This window comes from Paraburkholderia domus, from assembly GCF_905220705.1.
GTDB classification, from domain to species: Bacteria; Pseudomonadota; Gammaproteobacteria; order Burkholderiales; family Burkholderiaceae; genus Paraburkholderia; species Paraburkholderia domus.
In genome coordinates, this window is record NZ_CAJNAT010000001.1 from 30,445 (window position 1) to 52,279 (window position 21,835).

The 21,835-nt window shown below is 63.3% G+C and carries 21 protein-coding genes and 1 pseudogene; 5 read left to right on the forward strand and 17 right to left on the reverse strand.

The window, feature by feature from the left end; translation table 11 throughout:
* Positions 1-56: 56 nt before the first annotated feature.
* From KHO31_RS00125 to KHO31_RS00150, 6 genes and pseudogenes are all read right to left on the reverse strand, one after another.
* Positions 57-1,817, reverse strand: a complete 1,761-nt coding sequence (locus KHO31_RS00125; protein ID WP_211622440.1) for a methyl-accepting chemotaxis protein — start codon at positions 1,815-1,817, stop codon at positions 57-59.
* Positions 1,818-2,253: 436 nt separating this feature from the next.
* The gene (locus tag KHO31_RS00130) at positions 2,254-3,294 is read right to left on the reverse strand and encodes a LacI family DNA-binding transcriptional regulator (protein WP_211622442.1); all 1,041 of its coding nucleotides are present in this window, start codon (positions 3,292-3,294) and stop codon (positions 2,254-2,256) included.
* A 210-nt stretch (positions 3,295-3,504) separates the two neighbouring features.
* A pseudogene (locus KHO31_RS00135) lies at positions 3,505-3,826 on the reverse strand (ABC transporter permease); the annotation flags it as partial.
* A gap of 329 nt (positions 3,827-4,155) precedes the next feature.
* Positions 4,156-5,118 carry a sugar ABC transporter substrate-binding protein gene (locus tag KHO31_RS00140; RefSeq protein ID WP_201081888.1) on the reverse strand — a complete coding sequence of 321 codons (963 nt, stop codon included), beginning with the start codon at positions 5,116-5,118 and terminating at the stop codon, positions 4,156-4,158.
* A 348-nt stretch (positions 5,119-5,466) separates the two neighbouring features.
* Positions 5,467-6,444, reverse strand: coding sequence for a magnesium/cobalt transporter CorA (corA, locus tag KHO31_RS00145; RefSeq protein ID WP_201081890.1), 978 nt, complete (start codon positions 6,442-6,444; stop codon positions 5,467-5,469).
* 221 nt (positions 6,445-6,665) lie between these two features.
* Positions 6,666-7,106 (reverse strand): hypothetical protein, encoded by a 441-nt coding sequence (locus KHO31_RS00150; RefSeq protein ID WP_201086538.1) that lies wholly within the window; start codon positions 7,104-7,106, stop codon positions 6,666-6,668.
* Positions 7,107-7,378: 272 nt separating this feature from the next.
* Between KHO31_RS00150 and cydX the strand changes: the two genes are divergently transcribed.
* A complete protein-coding gene (cydX, locus tag KHO31_RS00155) occupies positions 7,379-7,528 on the forward strand; it encodes a cytochrome bd-I oxidase subunit CydX (protein ID WP_201081894.1) in 150 nt (49 codons plus the stop codon).
* Entirely contained in the window at positions 7,525-8,142 is a 618-nt protein-coding gene (locus tag KHO31_RS00160) for an AAA family ATPase (protein WP_201081896.1), read from the forward strand. Before cydX ends, KHO31_RS00160 begins: the two co-directional genes overlap by 4 nt.
* 211 nt (positions 8,143-8,353) lie before the next feature.
* On the opposite strand, the gene KHO31_RS00165 is transcribed toward KHO31_RS00160, so the two are convergent.
* The 3 genes from KHO31_RS00165 to KHO31_RS00175 form a co-directional block, all read right to left on the reverse strand.
* Positions 8,354-9,451 (reverse strand): saccharopine dehydrogenase family protein, encoded by a 1,098-nt coding sequence (locus tag KHO31_RS00165; RefSeq protein ID WP_211622444.1) that lies wholly within the window; start codon positions 9,449-9,451, stop codon positions 8,354-8,356.
* A gap of 224 nt (positions 9,452-9,675) precedes the next feature.
* Positions 9,676-10,134, reverse strand: coding sequence for an Lrp/AsnC family transcriptional regulator (locus KHO31_RS00170; RefSeq protein WP_054039581.1), 459 nt, complete (start codon positions 10,132-10,134; stop codon positions 9,676-9,678).
* Positions 10,135-10,218: 84 nt separating this feature from the next.
* On the reverse strand, positions 10,219-11,103 hold the full coding sequence (locus KHO31_RS00175; protein WP_201123737.1) for a LysR family transcriptional regulator: 885 nt from the start codon (positions 11,101-11,103) through the stop codon (positions 10,219-10,221).
* Positions 11,104-11,290: 187 nt separating this feature from the next.
* Here KHO31_RS00175 and KHO31_RS00180 point away from each other — a divergent pair, with 187 nt between their 5' ends.
* Positions 11,291-11,806: a Spy/CpxP family protein refolding chaperone gene (locus tag KHO31_RS00180; protein ID WP_201081905.1), complete on the forward strand. Its 516-nt coding sequence runs from the start codon at positions 11,291-11,293 to the stop codon at positions 11,804-11,806.
* A 294-nt stretch (positions 11,807-12,100) separates the two neighbouring features.
* The gene (locus KHO31_RS00185) at positions 12,101-12,541 is read left to right on the forward strand and encodes a PGDYG domain-containing protein (protein WP_211622446.1); all 441 of its coding nucleotides are present in this window, start codon (positions 12,101-12,103) and stop codon (positions 12,539-12,541) included.
* Between the two features lies 1 nt (position 12,542).
* On the opposite strand, the gene KHO31_RS00190 is transcribed toward KHO31_RS00185, so the two are convergent.
* The 8 genes from KHO31_RS00190 to KHO31_RS00230 all read right to left on the reverse strand — a co-directional run bounded on the left by KHO31_RS00190 (position 12,543) and on the right by KHO31_RS00230 (position 20,524).
* Positions 12,543-12,914, reverse strand: coding sequence for a DUF3022 domain-containing protein (locus KHO31_RS00190; RefSeq protein WP_201081909.1), 372 nt, complete (start codon positions 12,912-12,914; stop codon positions 12,543-12,545).
* A gap of 89 nt (positions 12,915-13,003) precedes the next feature.
* A complete protein-coding gene (locus KHO31_RS00195; RefSeq protein WP_201081911.1) occupies positions 13,004-13,813 on the reverse strand; it encodes a YhfC family intramembrane metalloprotease in 810 nt (269 codons plus the stop codon).
* 60 nt (positions 13,814-13,873) lie between these two features.
* The gene (locus tag KHO31_RS39050; protein WP_236071030.1) at positions 13,874-15,163 is read right to left on the reverse strand and encodes a LacI family DNA-binding transcriptional regulator; all 1,290 of its coding nucleotides are present in this window, start codon (positions 15,161-15,163) and stop codon (positions 13,874-13,876) included.
* Positions 15,160-16,125, reverse strand: a complete 966-nt coding sequence (locus tag KHO31_RS00210; protein WP_211622448.1) for a 2-hydroxyacid dehydrogenase — start codon at positions 16,123-16,125, stop codon at positions 15,160-15,162. Before KHO31_RS00210 ends, KHO31_RS39050 begins: the two co-directional genes overlap by 4 nt.
* A 4-nt stretch (positions 16,126-16,129) precedes the next feature.
* Positions 16,130-17,425, reverse strand: coding sequence for an MFS transporter (locus KHO31_RS00215; RefSeq protein ID WP_201086544.1), 1,296 nt, complete (start codon positions 17,423-17,425; stop codon positions 16,130-16,132).
* Between the two features lie 132 nt (positions 17,426-17,557).
* Positions 17,558-18,541 (reverse strand): sugar kinase, encoded by a 984-nt coding sequence (locus KHO31_RS00220; protein WP_201081917.1) that lies wholly within the window; start codon positions 18,539-18,541, stop codon positions 17,558-17,560.
* 68 nt (positions 18,542-18,609) lie between these two features.
* Positions 18,610-19,383, reverse strand: a complete 774-nt coding sequence (locus KHO31_RS00225) for a sugar phosphate isomerase/epimerase family protein (protein WP_201081919.1) — start codon at positions 19,381-19,383, stop codon at positions 18,610-18,612.
* A 148-nt stretch (positions 19,384-19,531) separates the two neighbouring features.
* Positions 19,532-20,524 carry a LysR family transcriptional regulator gene (locus KHO31_RS00230; RefSeq protein ID WP_201081921.1) on the reverse strand — a complete coding sequence of 331 codons (993 nt, stop codon included), beginning with the start codon at positions 20,522-20,524 and terminating at the stop codon, positions 19,532-19,534.
* A gap of 120 nt (positions 20,525-20,644) precedes the next feature.
* Here KHO31_RS00230 and KHO31_RS00235 point away from each other — a divergent pair, with 120 nt between their 5' ends.
* Positions 20,645-21,745: a YeiH family protein gene (locus tag KHO31_RS00235; RefSeq protein ID WP_201081923.1), complete on the forward strand. Its 1,101-nt coding sequence runs from the start codon at positions 20,645-20,647 to the stop codon at positions 21,743-21,745.
* The last annotated feature ends 90 nt before the right edge of the window (positions 21,746-21,835 follow it).

A 21,835-nucleotide genomic window follows, 5' to 3' on the forward strand; every position in this document is an offset into this window, starting at 1 on the left:
TGCACGTCCGTGCAAGATGCTGTGCGCCCCGTCCAGCGCGGGTCGCACCTTTCCGATCAGAAGGTTTCCCAATCCTGATCGCTGCCCGTGCTTGCCGTTGCTTTGGCCGGCGTTCTCGTCGGCGCGGCGACAGCTGGCGCCGCCGCAGGTGCAGCAGGAGCCTTGGCGACCGTCGCGGGCTGCGCGCCGGCTTGTGACACTTTACGTGCAGCCATCGGGCGAACCGGTGCGGCCGCGCGCTTCGGTGCCGGGCTTACTGGCGCCTTGAAGCCGCTTTCTTCGAGCTGGAATACCGCGACCGCGGTACGCAGCTTGCCCGCCTGATCTTCGAGTGAAGACGCTGCCGCGGCCGCTTCTTCCACCAGCGCGGCATTTTGCTGCGTGACTTCGTCCATCTGCGTGACGGCGCGTGCCACCTGGTCGATGCCACTGCTTTGCTCTTCCGAGGCCGCCGCGATCTCACCCATGATGTCGGTCACGCGCTGCACCGCACCGATGATCTCGGTCATCGTACGGCCGGCTTCGTCGACCAGCGCCGAGCCTGACTGCACGCGCTCCACCGAGGTGTCGATCAGTTCCTTGATTTCCTTGGCCGCCGCCGACGAACGCTGCGCGAGGCTGCGCACTTCGCCTGCCACCACCGCGAACCCGCGCCCTTCTTCGCCGGCTCGCGCCGCTTCCACGGCCGCATTCAGGGCCAGGATGTTGGTCTGGAACGCAATCCCCTCGATGATCGAGATGATGTCGGCAATCTTCGCCGAGCTCTGATTGATGTCACCCATCGTGCCGACCACCTGGCTGACGACCGCACTGCCCTTGTTGGCGATCTCCGACGCATTGGCCGCGAGCGAACTCGCCTGGCGGGCGTTGTCGGCATTCTGCTTGACCGTGCCGGTCAGCTCTTCCATGCTCGACGCAGTTTCCTGCAGTGCCGACGCCTGCTCTTCCGTCCGCGAGGACAAATCGATATTGCCAGCCGCGATCTGGCGCGTGGCGGTCGCGATCGATTCACTTCCGCTGCGCACCGTACGCACCGTTTCGGTGAGACTGCGCTGCATCTTGGAGATGCCGTCGAGCAATTGCCCCATTTCGTCGCGCGAGGTGACCACGACCGGGCGGCGCAGATCGCCTGCGGAGATCGCGTCGAAATGACCGAGGGCGGCGTCGAGCGGGCGGCCAATCGCGCGGCTGAGCGTCAGGTAGGACATGACGGCGGCAAGCACGCCGACCAGCAGTGCACCGGCGCTCACCATGCGGAACACTTCGAAGCTGCTTTGCGCGGAATCGTAACCCTGCTTGGCCGATACGAACTGGAACTTGCGCAGCGCGTCGTCGGAGGTGGCGAGATCGTTGTACGTCGCCTGCAGGCGCTTGGCGTTGTCGACGACCTTAGTCTGGTCGTTGGCCGCAATAGTTGCCGAGAACTGGTCCAATTGCTGATGCAGCGCGTCACGTTTGGCGACAACGTCCTGCGCGAGGCGGTCTTCTTCAGCGTCGCGCGGCAGGTCCATATACTTTTTCCACCACGTGTCGGACGTGGCGCGCATCAAACGCGCACGCTCGATCACCGACGCCGCATCCGGCGTGCCGACCATGAACGCGGCCCGGTCGAGCGCCAGCCGCTCGCGCGCTGCATACAGCTCGGCGTTGCCGATGTCGACCGCGCTCGGCATGGCATTGGTGAAAGTGTCCTGGTAAGCGTCGTTCGAACGGCTCATGCCGAACAAACCGAAAACGCCAATGGCGACTAGCAACGCGGCGAGAAAAGCCATCGTGAGGCCAATCCGCGCCTTGATCGTGATGCCTTTGTTCAACATGCTTGTTCCTGTACTTAGCAAATGAGAGGCTGCGTGCGCAGCGCGGAGTAACGTGTGGCGTCTGCGTACATGGCGCTATTTGGTGCCGCGCTCTAATACTCTCGTTTACGGCATTCGATCTGCATACTTGAAGGATTTATATGGTAGGAAGAAAGACGTTGTAAGCAATTGGAAGGAATTACAAACCACTAACAGCGTGTGCCCATGCGAAGGTCATGCAGCATTTCTGGCGCACAGGGAATGGAATTTGAACGACCCCGGAGGTAACCCGAGGACGTAAAAGACAGGCTCAAGCGGAAGGATCGGCTGGCGGGAAGGCGCCGACGCGCTGAGGTGCGCTGCCACTCGACTTTGAGGAAGCGCAGAAGTTTGGACGTAGTACGGAAGGCCGGACGCGAAGCCTTTCGGCCCGCGCCCGGCAACGCGATGCGTGATATCAGGCGGCCAGATCGCACCGGGCCGCGCCGGCCCAGGTCGCGGTAGATTCGCGCACGATCAGGCGCGGCGACACGACACGCCGACGCCCCAGCGCGCGCGGGCTACCCGACGAAGTCCCGGCGATGCGCTCGATCAACGTCTGCGCAGCCATATCGCCGAGCGCGCGGACCGACTGCCCCACGGTCGAGAGCGACGGATAAGTGAATCGCCCCAGTTCGATATCGTCGAAACCGATGATCGAACAATCGCGCGGCACGCTGATGTTGCGCTCCGCCGCGGCGCGCAGGGCGCCGATGCCCATCATGTCGTTGCCGGCAAAAATCGCCGTCGGCTTCACGGTGTCGAACAGCTGTCCGGCCGCGCGATGTCCGCCCGTTCCCGAAAAATCGCTTTCGACAATCGCCCCGGCCGGAATCTCGATACCGCGCTCCGTCATCGCGCGGATGAAGCCGTGCACCCGCATGGCGCTCACCGCCGTCTTCACGGGCCCGGTGATGCAGCCGATCCGCACGTGCCCCAGTTCGAGCAAATGACGTGTTGCGAGATAGCCGCCCTTCTCGTGGTCGATCTGCACCAGATCCGCGTTCACGCCTTCGATATTACGGTCCACGACGACCAGCGGCTCGCGGGCATCGGCAAGCGTCTGCGCCAGCACCGCGTCGTCGCCGGCAGAGGCGACGATCAGTCCGTCGATCCGCTTTTCCTGCAGCACGCGCAGATAATTACGCTGCTTGGCCGGATCGTCGTCGGAATTGCAGAAGAACAGGCAGTAGCCGTTGCGCGAGCAACCATCCTCGATACCGCGTGCCAGCTCTGCGAAATACGGGTTCGAGCTGTTCGGCACCACCAGACCGATCGTCGCGGTCGCCCGCGCCTTGAGCGAGCGGGCCACCGCCGACGGTACATAGTGAAGCTCACGGATCGCGTGTTCGACCTTCGCGCGCACGTCGGCCGACACCGGCCGTGAGTTGTTCACCACGTGCGATACCGTCGTGAACGATACGCCCGCCACGGCCGCTACATCCTTGATCGTCGCCATATCCTGTTGCTCTCCTGCCTGTTGTTCCCGCCGGCCACGCCACCTGGCGACCCACCGGACGTCTTCATCGAAGACAGACCAAACCCATGAATACTTACGCCTTACCGCTTTACCTGCTTCGACTGCTTCGACTGCTCCCGACACGCCGGGTGCCGACAACCGGCGCCGCCATCATGCGCGTTTGCGGCGGCTGCGATAGGTATCCAGCACCACCGCCACCACGATCACCGCGATGATCAGCACGAAGGTCATGCCCACCGACATCACCACCAGATCGGGGATCTGATTGGCGATCGTGCTGAACATGTCATACGTCAGAAAGTGCGAGCTCAGCAGCGAGAACAGCACGATCATCGCCAGCAACGCACCGGCGAGGCCCAGGTAGTTCGAAAAGCCGAGCCGCGTGCCGGCCGGCTTGCCACTTGCCACTTGCCAGCGGCGCGGACGGGTCGGCCGGCGGCGTGACCGTCGCCCCTGTCTGCGCTGGGTCTGGCTTGCCACTCGATGCGTCCCGCACCGATTGATCGGTCATGACAGACTCCCAGCTTCATGGGTGCCGGGAGCATGCAACAGCGCTTCGCGGCTGCACTAGCCGGCGACAGCCACGTGTCATGCCGGCCCAATGCGCGGAATGCGCAAGCACTGCCGGCCCCGCACCCTCCCGCCGCGCAGCCACCGTCATGACGCTTACCTCTGGATTTAACGGCGGTGCGGCAGGTTTCTTGAGCGTTTATTGAATTGGCGCGGATTCGCGTGTTTTTTTCATGCATCCAGCATGAAACGGCTTGAGCGCGAGCCCGCGTGCCCTGGCGTGTAGCAGTGCTTCTTGCGGCGTGACTTTCGGTACGGACTGCCGGACGCTTACTTGGTCACCAGGTCGCAAGGCGTTTCCACCACGCCGGACAACTGCGACTGCTTCTTGTGCTCGCTGATTGCCTTCAGCGCGGTGTCGATGCCGAAAACGGCCTGCTTGGCGGCGTACTGATCGGCCGTGGCCAGGACGCGGCCGTCCTTGAGCATCGGCTTGATCGCGTTGATGTTGTCGTAGCCGACCACCAGCACCTTGCCTTGCTTGCCTGCCGCACGTATGGCCGAGACGGCGCCGATCGCCATGTTGTCGTTGCCGGCGAGAAGCGCCTTCAGGTTCGGATACTCATTGAGCATCGCCGACGCCACCGCGTTGCCCTTGTCGATTTCCCATTCGCCCGATTGCACCGACACGACCTTGGCGCCGACGGTCTGCATGGCATCCTTGAAGCCCGCGGTGCGCTGCTGCGCGTTGGTCGTGGTCGACACGCCTTCGATAATGCCGACTTCATCGCCCGCCTTCAATTTTTTGGCCAGGTAGTCACCGACCTTCTGCGCGCCCTTGCGGTTATCCGGACCGACGAACGGCACGTTCAGGTCTTTCGACTTGAGCACGTCCGGGTCGAGCCGGTTGTCGATGTTCACGACGATGATGCCCGCGTCGACGGCTTTCTTGACGACAGGCACCAGCGCCTTCGAGTCAGCCGGCGCCAGCACGATCGCATCGACCTTCGAGACGATCATCTGTTCGACGATCCGGATCTGGTTCGCGGTATCGGTTTCGTCCTTGATGCCGTTGGTGATCAGGTCGAACTGGGACGGATTATGTTTCTGGTAGTCCTTGGCACCGTTTTCCATGGTCAGGAAGAACTCGTTCGCGAGCGACTTCATCACCAGCGCGACCTTGGGCTTATGGGCGGCCGTGGTTTGCGCGTAAGCGGAGGAAAACGGCAAAGCGGCGGTGGCGGTGGCGAGAACGGCGGCCGCCAGCATGCGGCGGCGAATGCGATGGCTCATGCATATCTCCAGAGTTTGTCGGGCTCGCGCTCGAGCCGTATTTTTAGTCGCACGCAAACGTTTGGCGGGCCTATTCTCAGCGTGCCCTGTCGGGAATGTCAACGATTCGCGGTGTTGCGGTGCACCGGCACGCAGGAAGTGCGTCAATGCTGTGCGTTCGATGAATTCGACCCGGCGCGACGGGTAGGCGCACCGGCAAGCTGCGTTTCGGCAAGGGTTCCTCGCGTGGTCCATGCGTGGCAAATTTGCCGCCGGCTGCAAGCTTAGCGGCCGGCGGGCCGCCTATGCTGAACTTTTATTGCGCGTGGTGCAAGCGGGAACAACGCGCGGCGATGGCGTAACGGCCCGTTAAAGCCAGCCGGCCTTGCGGAAGCGCCAGTACAGGACCAGGTCCACGGTCAGCATCACGGCCAGACAGACTGGATAGCCGAACTTGTAATGCAGCTCGGGGATGCTCTGGAAGTTCATCCCGTAGATGCCCGCGATCATGGTCGGCACGGCGAACAACGCGGCGAACGAGCCGAGTCGCTTGGTGACCTCGCTTTCGGCAAGCGAGATCATGCCCAGATTGACCTGCACTGCGGTGACGACCATCTCACGCCGGCCGTCGATGGTTTTGACGATCCGCTGGAGGTGGTCGTAGACATCGCGAAAATAAGCCTGCATGCCTTCGCAGACGCTCGGAATCCGGCCGCCCGTCAATTTGCCGATCGCTTCCTGCAACGGCGTAATGTGGTGCTGCAAGATCACGAGGCGGCGTTTCAACGAGTACAGATCCTCGATGATCGCGCGCGACGCGGTCGAATTGTTGCGCTCGAAGATGCGGTCTTCGAGTGCTTCGATCTCGGCGCTCATTGCCTCGACGATCGGAAAATAGCGATCCACGATGTCGTCCGCCAGCGCGTACAGCACGAACGCCGAGCCCTCCTTGAGCAGGTGCGGCTCGCGTTCGCAGCGGGCGCGAACGTTCTGGAACCCGGCGCGCGTGCCGCGCCGCACCGACAGCACATAGTTGTGCCCCACGAACACGTCGACTTCGCCGACCAGCAGTTCGCCCTCTTCGTCCATTTCCACGGTATGCATGACGGCGAAGAGCGACTCGCCGTACTCCTCGATTTTCGGACGTTGATGGCCGTTTTGCGCATCTTCTATCGCAAGCTCGTGCAGGCCGAACTCGTGTTTCATCACGGCCAGTTCGTCTGGCTCCGGGTCTTTCAGCGCGACCCAGACGAAGCACTCGGGCCGCGCCACGTAGTCGCTGATGCTATCGATATCGATGTCAGCCAGCTTCCGGCCGTCCTGATAGGCGGCGCAATTGATTAGCATGTTGGATTACCTTCAAAGCGGAACAGACCGGCCGGCTTCGCACTGTGCGTGAGCCCGGCGGCGGATCTGCATGAGCGAATACGCGACAGCCGCCATGTTAAAGGCTATGCGTGAACGTCATGTATTCAATTGGTAAAGGGTGCTTGCAGTGGCGGTGGGCATTGTTCGGCGCGGTTCGCCGTTGCTCCGCGCAATCCGGCGCTGTCAGGCCCTGCCCTGGGCTATTGGGCAACTCTGCGTAAAGCGATGCTGTGATCTTCGCCGAAGGTGACCGACGCGCGGTTTGTATAACGCGTATCGGCCGTCACCGTGAAGCGCATTTCCACGACCGGATCGAATTGCGTGGAGACGCCAATGCGATGCACGCCCGGGCTCAGATAGAAGACCACGTGTTCACCGTTCATCAGATCGGTGACCTGCTCGCCGTCGATGTACACCAGGGCATCGCGGAACCGGACGATCACGTCGCGGGAACGTTCGCGCCGTACGTCGACCACGACGAGTCCGGGTGCGGGCTGCGTGTAACCGGGCTGGACAATGCGCGCTTGCGGCACCTCCTTGAACGGGACGGGTTCGGCAGGTGTCGAGGCGCACCCGGCGAGCGACGCGATAGCAAGCGCAAGCAGGGCGGCTTTGCAATGGAAGTGCTGGCGCATCGGCATGCTGGGTCTCCCGTGTTGTTGGTGGTGTTGCTCTTGTTATAGGCGCGTTGCGCCATCCTGGCCGAACGGTCAGACGCCGTGCCCCTCTTGCACACGACCGCGTTCTTCTTCATGATCGCTGCAAAGCGCTGCGCTGTGGGCGCTGCGCGCTGCGGATTTACCCTCAGATCCACCGCGTGCGTCCTGATCCGCCAGCATGTTTGCTTCTCTGTACCGGCTATGCGTAACGCTTCACCGCCTGCCTCGCCGGACCTACGATCAAGGAGACTGCAATGTGGTACTTCACCTGGATTCTCGGCATCGGCGTGGCGTTGGGCTTCGGCATCATCAATGTGATGTGGCTGGACGCGAGCGGCAAATTCGCGCGTGACCCGCAGCCCGCCAGTACCCCGCCTGCCACGCCCGAGGACACGCCTTCGTGACCCATCTGGTTTTCTTCTGCGGTCACGCAGGCACCGGCAAAACCACCCTGGCGAAGAAGCTGATCGGTCCGCTCATGCAGGCGAGCGCGTCGCCCTTCTGCCTGCTCGACAAAGATATGCTCTTCGGCGGTTACAGCGCGGCTGCAATGGGCATGCTGACCGGCGATCCGAACGACCGCGACAGCCCGCTTTTCCTGCAGCACCTGCGCGATCCCGAGTATCGCGGCCTGCTCGATACCGCCCGTGACAATCTCGAACTCGGCATCAGCGCGCTGGTCGTCGGGCCGCTGTCGCGTGAAGTGCGCGAACGGCGCCTCTTCGATCGCGTCTGGCTCGGCATCGGCGCGGACGTGACGCTGCGGGTGGTGTGGGTCGCCACATCGGAAGAGACGGCGCATCAGCGCATCGTCGCGCGCGGCAATCCGAACGATGCCTACAAACTTGCGCATTGGGACGAGTATCGGCAGCGCCGCTTCGTGCCGAGCGGCGACATTTGCGACGACCTGTTGATGTTCGACAACACCGCGCCAACCCGCGCGGATTACGAAGCGTTGCTCGCACGCATAGTAGGCGAGCCGCATGCGCCGTCTGCGATGCCGCCGCTGCCTGTGTAGCTAACTGCATCGCTGCCTGCATAGTGCCAGGCGTAGTAGCCGCCGCAGCTGGTTTAGCACGGGCGCCTGAAACGCAAAACGCCCCGCAATGCGGGGCGTTTCTGAGCTTTTCCAAGGCAGCCTTCTACGAGGCTTTCTTCATTGCTCGCGGCAGTCACTGCCGCATCGTCGCACGGCCCTCGGTTTTGAGCCTCAAGGCGACAGTCGCGGCTTACACCGTTGCCATCGCATTCAGCGACTGCCCTTCATACAACTGGCCAAAGCGGTTCGCGAGGAAGTCGCTCAGCGATACCTGCTCCTGACGCACGAAACCGCTTTGCGGCAGCTTCTTCTCGCGGAACAGATCGAGCACCGCGCACATCGCGCCAGCCGTAGTGATCTGGATCGCGCTCATCGGCACGCCGCACACCGTCTTCGCGAAAATCTTGCGGGTGAACACTTCCTGCACCAGTTGCCCATCGCGCATGCCGCTCACGGTGATGAACACCAGCACGACGTCTTGCGCGGTCGAGGGCACCGAACGGCGCATGATGGTCTTGAGCGTGTCGCGGTCGCTCGACAGACGCAGGTCTTCCAGCAGGAACTGCATCAGGTTGCGGTGACCCGGATAGCGCACCGACTTGTAGTCGAGCGATTCGACCCGGCCCGACAGCGTTTCGCATAGGGTTCCCAGGCCACCGGACGTGTTGAAGGCTTCGTATTCGGTACCATCGAGCGAGAAGTGTTCGAGGCCTTCCAGCGGCTGCACCCACTGCGTGCGGCTGTCGCGGATCGCTTCGCACGGCTGGCAGTACTCGTTGATCAGGCCGTCGACGCTCCACGTCAGGTTGTACTTCAGTGCGTTGGTCGGGAACTCCGGCAGCGCGCCGACGCGCATCTTGACGTCGCGAATTTCGGTGAAACGGTTCGCCAGTTCATGCGCGGCGATACCGATGAAGCCCGGCGCCAGACCGCACTGCGGCATGAAGGCGTGATCGGCGTCCTCGGCGATCGCGCGAATTGCACTGGTGGCGCGCACGTCTTCGGTCAGGTCGAAGTAATGAACGCCTGCGCCCTTGGCGGCCGAGGCCACGTTCACCGCCAGGTAATACGGCAGCGCATTGACGAGCACGTCGAAGCCCTGCATGGCGGCACGCAGCGCGGCGGCATCGGCGGAATCGACGCGGCGGGTCGGAATGCCCTGGGCGGCGAGCTTATCGAGCGCAGGCTGATCCCGGTCGAACGCGACGACGTCGTAGTCGCCGGTTTCACGCAACATGTGGGCGATAGTGTGACCGATCAAACCTGCGCCAACGATGGCTACTTTCATGCGCTTCTCCTTATTCTCTGTCTGCTGTCTCCAGCTTGGGAAGTGCGCTGCGCTTAGGCGCGGCGCCCGGCGGGCTGAACCCTTGAGACACAGTTTAGGGACAAGCAAAAACAGTTCATACGCGCAAAATGCTGCGCTATGACCATGAACTTCGACGTTGTGACGATACAATCAGTCGATATGTCGAAAACGTGTCGAAACGGCGTAAAAATCAGGTCCCGGGATCACACCATGCCGCGGTCGATCTTGCGCGCAAGAATGATCGACGTCGTGGTTCGCTCCACCCCTTCCAGGCCGCCGATCTCGTCGAGCAGATCGTTGAGGCGGTCGGGCGAATCGGCACGCAGCCACGCCACGTAGTCGAACTCGCCGCTCACCGCGCATAGCAGTTGCACCTCGGGCATCTTGCCGAGACGTTTCTGCACGGCAGGCCCGTACTTCGGCGCGATGATGATGCCGACGTACGCCTGGATGCTCGAGTCGAGTACGTCCTGACCGAGCCGCACGCTATAGCCGCCGATCACGTTGCTCCGTTCGAGCCGGGCTATCCGGGCGATCACGGTGGTACGCGCCACATCCAGTTGACGCGCAAGATTGGCGACGCTCTCACGGGCGTTGGCTTGCAGCAGCGCAACGAGGTTGCGGTCGAGGTCGTCGAGTTGGTCGAGGCGCGGAGGTCTCATCGAGGGCGAAAGAAGTTGGTCAGCAATGATGCGGATTATCGCGCGTCTTGGGCACCGGGCGGCAGGCAGAGGAACCCCGAAGGATCACACCCCGAACCGCTCGATCACGAAATCGATGAAGCTGGTGAGCTTGGGCGTGGCGCGACGATCGCGCGGGTAGACCAGATGAACGGGCGCACCCTCGGGCAGATAGTCTTCCAGTACCGACACCAGTTCACCGCTGGCGATCTCTCTCGCCAGCAGCGCCTCCGGCTGCAGCACCAGCCCAAAGCCGCGCAATGCGGCCACCTTGAGCGCCTGGCCGTTGTTCGCCCGGAACCGCCCGGCGCGCAGCTGGTTTTCGTCCGCGTTCTCGCCGCCTAGCCGCCACAAGCCTTCGCGGCCCCAATGCAGAAAGCCGAGGCACTCGTGCTGCGCGAGATCGGCCGGCGTGCGCGGCGTGCCGGCCCGCTCCAGATAGGCCGGCGATGCGCACGCGCGCATCCGGTAAGGCTTCAGCGGCCGCGCGACGAAACTGGAATCCGGCAGATGGCCGATTCGCACCGACGCATCGAAGCCCTCTTCCACCAGGTCGACTATACGATTCGACAGGTCCAGTTCGAGGCTCACCTCCGGCCATGCGCTCAGGTAGTCGGTCATCGCCGGGGCAAAGACTTCGACGCCGTACGTCAGCGGCACCGTCACCTTCAGCACCCCGCGCGGCGCCGCCGCCATTGCCTCGGCGAGCGACTCCGCCTCCTTGACGTCGGCCAGAATGCGCCTGCACTGCTCGTAATATTGGCGGCCGATTTCGGTCAGACTCTGGCGGCGCGTGGTGCGGGTCAGAAGCCGCGTCGCGAGCCGTGTTTCGAGCGAGCGAATGTGCTTGCCCACCATCGCCGACGAAATGTCGAAGCGCTCGGCGGCCGCCGTGAGACTGCCCGCCTCGACTACCGCGACAAAGATTTCCATGCTGACGAATTTGTCCACCCGCTATTTCCTGTTCGTTTCGGTTGTAAGCGTTTGTCGTACCGCAGCCGCATTGTAGGGATATCGTGATACAAATAGCGGCGACGGCGAAGTGGGCAGCCGGCCGCCTTGCGTTGCTATGCCGACGCGAGTTGGGCCGCTCGCCATGCTCGCCTTGTCCCAATTCGAACAGACATCAGGAGTTTCGATGAAAAAAGCACTCGTAATGTTGGCCACCGCAGTCGCCATGAGCGGCGCGTTCGCACAAACTCCCGCACCGGCTTCGGCACCAATGAGCGCGACGGCGCCCGGCGCCTCAGCGCCCGCCGCAAAAGCCGGCCACGAGCGCAATGTCGAAGACCGCATCGCCTACCTGCACACGAAGTTGAAGATCACATCGGCGCAGGAATCGCAATGGAATGCGTTCGCCGATGTCATGCGCAACAACGGCCAAACGATGGGGCAGTTGTTCCAGCAGCGCAGGGCCGACACGAACCTGTCGGCGCTCGACGACATGAAGCAATACGCGACGATCGCGCAAGCGCATGCGGACGGCATGAAGAAACTGGTCGATGCGTTCGATCCGCTGTATAGCAGCTTCTCGCCGGAGCAGAAGAAGCTGGCCGACGTGACGTTCCATCAGGGCGGCCCTGAAGGCGGCCATCATCATGGCAAGGGTGGCAAGAAGGCCCCGGCGCCGGCGAGCGATGCGACTGCGAATTAATCGCAGCGTAGATTGAGCGGTTGATTGCGCGTGGCGCGGGTTTCCGCGCCACGCGCCCAGTTCTTTTGCCTTTGGCGGCGGGATGTGTCCGCATGCCTACAGTGCTGTGTTTGCCTGAGCAGTTTGTCTGCACACCGCTTTCTGTCGATCTGCCCAACGCGCAGACAACCGGCCACGGCCGCCGCCAATGGCAAAAGAAACTGATCTTCAAATGCATCTGGCATGATGCGAGTACGCGGCGCCGAGACGCAGAGTCCTGGCGCGGCTGTCACTCTCTCAACACCGACTCGCTTCATGACCGAACTGAAAAATCTCGATCTGAGTAAAGATGCAAACGCCCGGCGCGTCGTCAAAAACGAAACCGTGAGCGTTGAATTCGCCGCCGTCGAAGGCGAACTGATGAGCCTGGAAGGCCCGAACCGCTATGCCCGCGACGACGCGTTGATCACCGGATCGACCGGCGACCGCTGGGTCGTCTCGCGCGAACGCTTCGACGCCAAGTATCTGCCGGAAGACCCTACCCTCGCTCACGGCGAACCGGGCGCATACCGCAACCGTCCGGCCGTCGTGCTGGCCAAACAGATGAATGAAGCGTTTTCGCTGGCCCGTTCAGCGAGTGGCGGCGACGTGCTGCACGGCGCGGCCGGTGACTGGATCATGCAGTACGCCCCCGGCGACTACGGCGTGGTGCAGGCCGCACGCTTCGCGAAGGTCTATCGGCTCGCGGCGCACTAACTCAAGCAAACTCGTCACCGAGATCCACCGTCACGTCGCGCGGTACGGCTTCGCCGTTCGCATACTGCTCTTCAAGCGAGCCGATGCTCGCTTCGACATACGCCCGCAGCACCGCAAAACTTCGGCCACGCAGCCGCGCCGGCAACGCTTGATAACGCGCCAACGCCGTCGGCGCGATCACCACGGTCATCACGATCCTGCGCGCGGCCGCACCGAAACGCATTGCAACCCAGTGAATCGCCAGATTCGGCGGCGTGCCGTCTTCGCCCGCACGCTGGATAAACTGCGTCTGCTCGGGAAACAGATCGCTGATAACGCGCGCCAATTCCTCGAACTCAGGATTCGCGCAGTCGTATTGGTAAACTTCGTCCATGGGGTGTGCCGAAAGGATGAATCTGAACGGTGCCCCGAAAGGGCACGCCGAAAATTAGAGCGTCACGGATGGCTTGTGTAGCAACCGGCTCACGCGACAACCGCCGGCCGACGGAACACTCGGAACAACAAGCCCGCGACGATCACCGCGCCCACCGCATACAGACCGTCCACGGCGGCAAGCGGCACGAGTTGCGCCTGGAACAATGCGGCCGGCACGTCGACCAGCGCGTGCAGCGCTATCGCGAGCGGCAGGATGCCGCGCCAGCCGGCCCGCAGGCCGCGCCACATCAGCACCGACAAGCCGATCTGGAACACCAGCGCGGCCACCCGTTCGAGCGCAAAAATGCCGGCCGTCTGCGGCGTCAAGCTGGCGAGGATCAGGTGAATGCGCATCACCGAGTCGGTCGGCAGATTGCTCAGGTAGCCGTCCAGCTCGCCGCGGTTTTCGAAGACGGCGAACAGGATCCATTGAATCTGCACCAGCACGCCGACCAGCCAGGCTTCAGCGCCGCCGTGGCCGAGGCCGTAGGTCAGCGCCGTGCCGTCACCCTTGCCCGTTGCGGACGCGGACTTCGCTGCCGCGCGTTTGAGCAGCAGGCGCATCCCGATGAAACGCCCCACTTCTTCGCAGATACCCGCGGCCAGTGCGCCGTACACCACAAAGGCCACCGGATTGGACAGGAAGGTGGCGGTCGCTTCGTTCCGATGCAGCACGTAGTCGTTCAGCGCGCGCTCGATCACCATCGCGAACAGCGCGAACACGGCGATGCCGGTGATCGCGTCGCGGGGGTTCAGCGCAAGCGGCCGGCGCAGACGGCGGTAGATCAGGAACGGTAAAGCGGCGACCAGCAGGGTCGCGACGGCGAGGCTCGAGAGGGTAAGCGGTGCAACAACCATGAGTTTCCTTGCGATGACCGGCGCGCACCCGCTGCGCGCCGCAGCCCGAATGATCGCAGATCAGCGCGAAGTTGACGCGCGGACGATCAATTCGCCAGGCAAGAGGCAATCGCGCGCGGTGGTTTGAACCCCTTCGATGCGCTCATGGAGGAATTCGACCGCGCGGTAGCCGATCTCGTAGGTCGGCTGGCGGATCGTGGTGATGCCGGTCAATTCGGCCCATTCGGGATCGTCGATCGACAGCAGCGCGACGCGCGCCTGCCAATCCGCGCCGTAGCGCGCTTTCAGATGGAGGGCGAGGCACAGCGCGACCGGCGCGTTAGCCGCGAATAAAGCGATGCGGCTGGGTTTGCGCGTGGCGCTAGATACCGTTTTGCCGGTGGCGCTATCTACGGTGTGATCTGTGGCTTTGCCGGCGGTGCTATCTACGGCGTTGCTAGATATGGTTGTGCCTGCTGCCTTATCTCCGGCATCACCTGTTGCGCTATCTCTGGCGTTGCCAGTGGAGTGCCCTGCGGGAACTGCGGCGTCGTCAGTGCCTGCGGCGGCATCGATTGCGCGGTCCAGTTCGGCAAGGGCACACTCGACGGCTGCCGGCTCCGCAAGGTTCAGCACCAGCGTATGCCCACGCGCGCCGCCCTTGCCACCTTCGCCTTTACCGCCAGCCCTGCCCTCATGGGCCTTGCTGCCCTCGAGGCCCTCGCCGCTCATCACCTCGCGAAACGCCGCCTCGCGCAGTTGCCGCGAACTGACTTGCTCGAAGGGCTGCACGACAAACCAGATATCGTCGAAACCGTTGTCGAGCAGATGCCGCGTGCCGAGCTCGGCGGCCGCCCGGTTGTCGAGCCCGACCATGTCGGCGACGAGCCCGTCCACCGAACGATCGACCAGTACCGCCGGAATCCCCCCGCCGCCCACCGGCCGCAGTGTTTCCTCGCGCACACCGAGCGCGTTGACGATCACGCCTTCCACGCGATACGTGGTCAGCAGTTGCAGATAGCGCCGCTCCATTTCGACTTCGTTGGCCGCATGGCAAATCAGCGGCATCAACCCGAGCGCGTGGCAAGCGGCTTCCACGCCTTGCAATACTTCAACGCTGTATGGATTGGTCAAGTCGGCGAGCAGCATGCCGATCAGGCGATTGCGGCCACGTTTGAGACCGCGCGCCATCTGGTTCGGCTGATAGTCGAGACGCTCGATGGCGGCCTCGATGCGCGCGCGCAATTCTGGCGACAGCACGCTCATCTCGCCATTCAGATAGCGCGAGATGCTGGTCTTGCCCGTGCCGGCTTCGCGCGCGACGTCGGTGATCGTCGCGCGGCGCGCGGCGGCAAGCGGCGTCGTGCTCATTTCTTCAACACTTCGCGGTTGACGATGTTGGTCGCGAGCGTCCCGTCGAGCGCGGCGACGAGGTTTTCGGCCGCATTGCGCGCCATCGCGTGGCGGGTCTCGTGCGTCGCCGAACCGATATGCGGCAGCGCAACCACGTTCGCCATTTTCAGCAGCGGCGAATCGGCCGGCAGCGGTTCGGTCTCGAACACGTCGAGACCCGCCCCGCGGATCGTGCCGTTTTGCAGCGCTTCGATCAGCGCCTGTTCATCGACCGTGGCGCCGCGCGATGCATTGATCAGAATCGCGCTCTTCTTCATCGATTTGAATTCGGCCGCACCGATCATGTGCTTCGTCTCGGGCGTCAAAGGCACCTGCAGACACACGAAGTCGGCCGTGGCGAGCAACTCTGCCAGCTCCACGCGCCGCGCGCCGTAAGCCTGCTCGGCCTGCGCATTCGCGCTGCGATTCGTGTACAGCACCTTCATGTTGAAACCGAGCGCCGCGCGCCGCGCAACCGCGCCGCCGATTCGTCCCAGCCCGACGATGCCGAGCGTCTTGCCCTGCACGTCGACGCCGAAATGGGCCGGTCCGATGCTTTGCTTCCACTGCCCCGCCTTCACCCATTCCGCGAGTTCGACGACGCGCCGCGCCGACGCGAGGATCAGCGAGAACACCGTATCCGCCGTGGACTCGGTCAGCACGTCCGGCGTGTGCGCGAGCACGATGCCACGGCGCGTGAGATCGGCAACGTCAAACTGGTCGAAGCCTACCGAGATGGTCGACAAAGCCTTCAGCCGGCTTGCACCTTCGAGCATCGCCGGCGTGATTTTCACGCTCGAACCGATGCCGCCGTCCGCGTCCTTCAATGCGGCGACGAACGTGTCGTGCTGCGCGGGGTCGACCTGCACGACTTCCGTATGCTGTTGCAGATACGCGAGCACATCCTCGGGCAGCGATTTCCAGGCGACGATCTTCTTCATCAACTTATTTTCCTTGCAACGGTGTAGCGAGCGTGGACGCCTGGTTCAATGGCTGCGCTTGCGGTTGTGGTTTGACGATCAGCGTCAGAATCACGGCCGCGATCAGCGCCACGCTCATGAACGCATAGGATGCCGCAGGCGAGCCGGTCGCGCCATTCAGGTAGCCGACCACGTACGAGCCGACGAACGAACCGAGCGCCCCCATGCTGTTGATCAGCGCCATCGCGCCGCCCGCGACGTTCTTCGGCAGCAGTTCCGGCACGATCGCAAAGAACGGCCCATACGGCGCATACATCGCACCGCCGGCGACCACCAGCAGCGCATACGAAATCCAGAAGTGCATGGAGCCGAGCGCGTACGACGCGGCGAACGCAACCGCGCCGACCAGCAGGAACGGCCACACGAACACTTTGCGGCGGTTGAGTTTATCCGATGCCCACGAAGCCGCAAGCATGGCGATCGTTGCGGCCAGATAGGGTAGCGCCGAGAGCCAGCCGGTTTCGACCATGCCGAGCGTCGAACCGTTCTTCAGGATCGACGGCAGCCACAGCACGAAACCGTACACGCCGATGCTCCAGCAAAAATACTGCGCACATAGCTTGATGACTGCGGGCGTGCGGAATGCTTCGCTGTAGTTGCGCATCGGCTTGATCGCGGCCTGTTCGGCGCGCAAGGTTTCGGCGAGGTCGTCCTTTTGCTGCTGCGTGAGCCACGACACCTGCTGCGGCTTGTCCTGCACGATGAACCACCAGCACACCGCCCAGATGATCGCGGGCGCGCCTTCAGCAATGAACATGTGGCGCCAGCCGAATGAGTGCACCAGATAGCCGGATACCACCGACATCCACAACACCGTCACCGGATTGCCGAGAATCAGGAAGGTATTGGCCCGCGAGCGCTCGCGCTTGGTGAACCAGTTGCTGATGAAAATCAGCATCGCTGGCATCACCGCGGCTTCGACTACGCCGAGCAGGAAGCGGATCACCATCAGCGAGGGAATATTGCTGACCATGCCGGTCAGCGCCGCGCATCCGCCCCACAGGATCAGGCTCCAGAACACGAGCTTTTTCACGCTGCGGCGTTCTGCGTAAATCGCGCCGGGAATCTGAAAGAAGAAATAGCCGAGGAAGAACAACGCGCCGATCAACGACGACAGCCCTTTGCTGATACCGAGGTCCTGATTGATGCCGGCGGCCGATGCGAAACCGAAGTTTGCGCGATCAAGATAAGCGAGGCTGTACGTGATGAATACGATCGGCATGATCGTCCACCAACGGCGAATCGCGAGCGATGAAGTCATGGGAGTCTCCTTTTGCGGCTTCCCGAAACAATGATGGGCGGGGTCATGAGGCGCGTCTCGAGCGCTCTTGCTGTTATCGAGCTAAGCAATGCTGCATGGATGAATGCGGCATTGCGCGTGGCTCACACGTACTCAAGCCGCGGTCGCGACGTGCGACACATCGGCGAATTCAAGCGCATCGAGTTCGGCGCGGCTCGGCAGGCCTTCGGAATCGCCGATCACCTGGATCGCCAACGCGCCGATCCGGTTGCCGCGCGCGACCGCTTGCGGCAGCGTCTTGCCTTCGAGCAATGCGCTCACCACGCCGACCGCGAAACCATCGCCCGCACCAACCGTGTCCACTACTTTCGCGACCGGTTGGCCCGCGATCACCGCCGCTTCGTCGGCAGTGCGGAAGTACGCGCCTTCTGCGCCGAGCTTGATGATCACGCCACGCGCGCCCTGGTCGAGATAAAACTTGGCGATGTCGTCCGGCTGCGTGTAGCCGGTCAGAATCTCACCTTCGCCGATGCCGGGCAGCACCCAGTCGGCCAGTGCGGCAAGCGCATTCAACCCTTCGACCATCGCGTCACGCGAGGGCCACAGCGTCGGACGCAGATTCGGATCGAACGAAATAGTCTTCCCGGCGCCACGCATTTCACGTGCCAGATGAAATGCAAGTTCGCGCGAGCTCGCCGAGATTGCCGGCGCCACGCCCGTCAAATGAAGGTGACGCGCGGGCAGCACGTAATCGGCCGCGTAGTCGGCCAACGACAGGTGGCTCGCCGCCGACCCTTTGCGGAAGTATTCAATTGCTGGATCGCTGCCGTCGTCGTTCTTCGATTTCAGCTGAAAACCGGTCGGGTAGCACTCGTCGGTGATGACGCAGCGCTGGTCGATACCTTCTTTCGTCAGCGTGTCGCGCACGAACTGGCCGAACGAGTCACTGCCGACGCGGCTCATCCAACCCACCTTGAAACCCAATCGCGACAGGCCGATTGCGACGTTCAGATCGGCGCCCGCGACGCGCCTCGTGAATTGCCCGACGCCGGCGAGCGGGCCGGTTTCGGTGGCCACGAACATGGCCATCGCTTCGCCGTAGGTGATGACGTCGAGTGCTGCGTTTGTGTTGCTCATGCTTCGCTCCTGCGTGTTCTGTTTGCTGCTTGTTGTTGGCTATGGCGCTCCCGCCTTCTACACACCGCTCACGCGGCGGCCAGCCACGCGACGTAGTGCGCCGCGTCCGCATCGATCCGGTTCGCGTCGAACGGAAATTCAATGCCGCGCGGCACGTGGCGCGGCAGCTTGTCGAGCACCGCGGCGAACTGCACGTCGTCAGCGGCCGGCGCGGCGGGAAAGCGTCGTGCGCCCTCGCCCACCGTCGTCTTGCAATGGATGTACTCGACGTGTGCAGCCAGCGGCCCGGCGGCATCGAGCGGCGCGACATCGCGCCATGCCCAGTTGCCGATGTCGAAGGTCATGCCGAGCAGGTCGGCGTGGCCTTCACGCTTCAAGGCGTCGAACAGGCCGATGAATTGCGTGAGCGAGCCGCCTTGCGCCAATTGACCGTTTTCGACGACGAGCCGCACCTCCGCGCAACGCAGGTAATCGGCAATCACCGCGGCCTTCGCCACGGAGCCAAACCCGCCGAGTTGCAACTTCACGAAACGCGCGCCCAGCGCAATCGCTTCTTCGATCGAGACGCGCAGTGCGTCGGCGTCGAGCTTGCCGTCCGTCGTGTAGAGCGACGCGGGCGTCGAGTAGACCGACCACAGCCCCAGTTCCGCAATCTGTTCGCCGAGCGCGCGCAACGCTTGCGGCGCGGCGTCGGCTTCGTCCGCGAACAGTTCGCGGCGAACTTCGAAGCCCGTGGCGCCGGCTGCCTTGCTCGCGCCGGCCCACTTCAAATGACCGTGCGTGCGCACCGCGTCCATCCCGAATGCGCTTGCGACGATCACCACATCCACTGCGTCAGTCATGTCGAATTTACTTAAACAGTCTCATAATCGGCATTTGGAACCGGTTCCAAACACGTTTCGAAAAAAAGCGCCGAGGCGCTTCCGATGCCCGAATAGTGCGCCGGGCGCGCCGTCATGCACCATAGTGGAAATCCCCAGGAAAACCTGATCAGGGTCCATCCGCGAGGCATAACGCGAGAAATTGCTCGACCACACGAGACGGCGCACTCGCATGAGGGACCAGAATCGACAGCCGCCGCGTCAGCGGCTCCGGGCTCAATGAGAACAGGCACAGCGCGCCGTCCTCGTGCCGCATCGACATCGCCGAGACGAACCCGACGCCCATTCCTGCCCGCACCGCCTCCTTGACGCCTTCGACCCCGGCAATCTCCAACGCCACGCGCATCGGCACGCCCGCCCGCGCAAAGGCCCGCTCGACAAGTTGGCGCACGCCCGAACCGGCTTCGCGCAAGACCAGCGGATGCGGGCCGAACGCCGCCAACTCCGCACGCCCGCCGTTGATGCCCACTTCGCCCGGTTTCGCCGCACCGGCCCCTCCGGCCAGTTCGCCCACCCCGCCTGACGCGGTGGCCCTGCTCCCGCCACCCGCCTGAGCCAGCGCCAGCGCCGCCGCGAGCGGATGCGTGCGCGGCATGATCGCGACAATCTCATCCTCGCGCCACGCATGCACCGCGGTGTCCGGCGGCAGATCCACGCCGACCGGCCCTTCGATCATCGCGATATCCACCGAGCCCAGTGCACCGACGATTTCCGTGGTGTTGCCATCGGCGGTGTGCAGCGTCACGTCGGGATAGCGGCGATGAAAGTCGGCGATCAGGTACGGCAGCAAATAGCTCGCCGGCGTAGTGCTTGCGCCGATGCGCAAGGTGCCCTGCTCGAGGCCGCGCAACGCGTCGCGGTATGCATGCGCCTGCCGCCACGTATCGCGCAGCCGGGTGGCATAGCTGGCGAGTTGCTCGCCGGCGGGCGTCAGGCGTATGCCGCGGCCGTCGCGCTGGTAAAGCGGTTCGCCGAATTCGTCCTGCAGTTGCCGCAATTGTCCAGACACGGCCGGCTGCGATAAATGCAGCGCCACTGCCGCCCGGCTGATGTTGTGATGCTCGGCGACGGCAGCGAATGTTATAAGTTGATCCGGGGTCATGGCGCTAGAAATATCCGCTAATCTGATACCTTACATTCTAAATCACGATTTTTCATATCGATATATCTAATTTAGGCTTAACCCTATCGGATCAGAACAGTCATAGGAAGGCGCTACGCCATGCCCACCGCTCATCTCACCGCTTCTGCCACTTCCGCCGGGTCGTCGGGATCATCGACCCGCGGCCAGCTCAACGGCATTCTGTTCGTAGCGCTGTTTGCCGCTGCGGTGACGCGCATCGCGGCGATCCCGGCCATCGCCGGCCTGGGTTTGAGCCCGCTGATCGTCGGCATCGTGGCGGGCGCCATTTACGGCAACGCGCTGCGCGACGGCATGCCCGAAAGCTGGGCGGCCGGCGTCAACTTCTCGGCGCGCAAGCTCCTGCGTATCGCTGTGGCGTTTTTCGGGTTGCGCGTGAGCCTGCAGGAAATCGCTCAGGTCGGCTTGCCCGGTCTCGCCGAATCGGTGCTGATCGTCGTGAGCACGCTGGTGATCGGCACGTGGGCCGGTATGAAGATCATGAAGCTCGATCGGGACACGGCACTGCTGACCGCTGCGGGCAGCGCGATCTGCGGCGCGGCTGCCGTGCTCGCATTCGAGTCGACGCTGCAATCGAAGCCGCACAAGAGCGCCATGGCAGTAGGCAGCGTGGTGCTGTTCGGCACCCTCTCGATGTTCCTCTACCCGGTGCTGTTCAAGGCGGGCTGGTTGCATCTCGACACGGTTGGCGCAGGCTTGTTCTTCGGCGGCACGATTCATGAAGTGGCGCAGGTGGTCGGCGCGGCGAGCAACGTGAGTCCGGAAGCGACTCACATCGCAACCATCGTCAAGATGACCCGCGTGATGCTGCTGGTGCCGGTGCTGCTGGTCGTCGGCATGTGGGTGAACCGCTCGGCGCGCAGCGCGGCCGCTACCGCAACGGCCGAAGACGGCAAGCAACACGCACCGCGCAAGCTGGCCATTCCCTGGTTTGCGCTCGGCTTCCTGGCCTTTGTCGTGATCAACTCGCTGCACGTCTTGCCCGAAAACGCGACCAGCACGCTGAATATGCTCGACACCTTCGCGCTCACCATGGCCATGACCGCGCTCGGTATCGAAACCCGCATCTCGCAGATCCGTCAGGCCGGACCTCGCGCATTGACCACCGGCTTCATCCTGTATGTGTGGTTGATTGCCGGCGGACTGGGTATCACATGGACCGTCCAGCACCTGCTCGGCTAAATCGCCCGCGCCTTCAGGACCAGCCCCGCCGCGCGCGGGGTTTTGTGCGTTCAGGAAACCCATCCGGCGCGCTTCTCGCGGCATACTGGT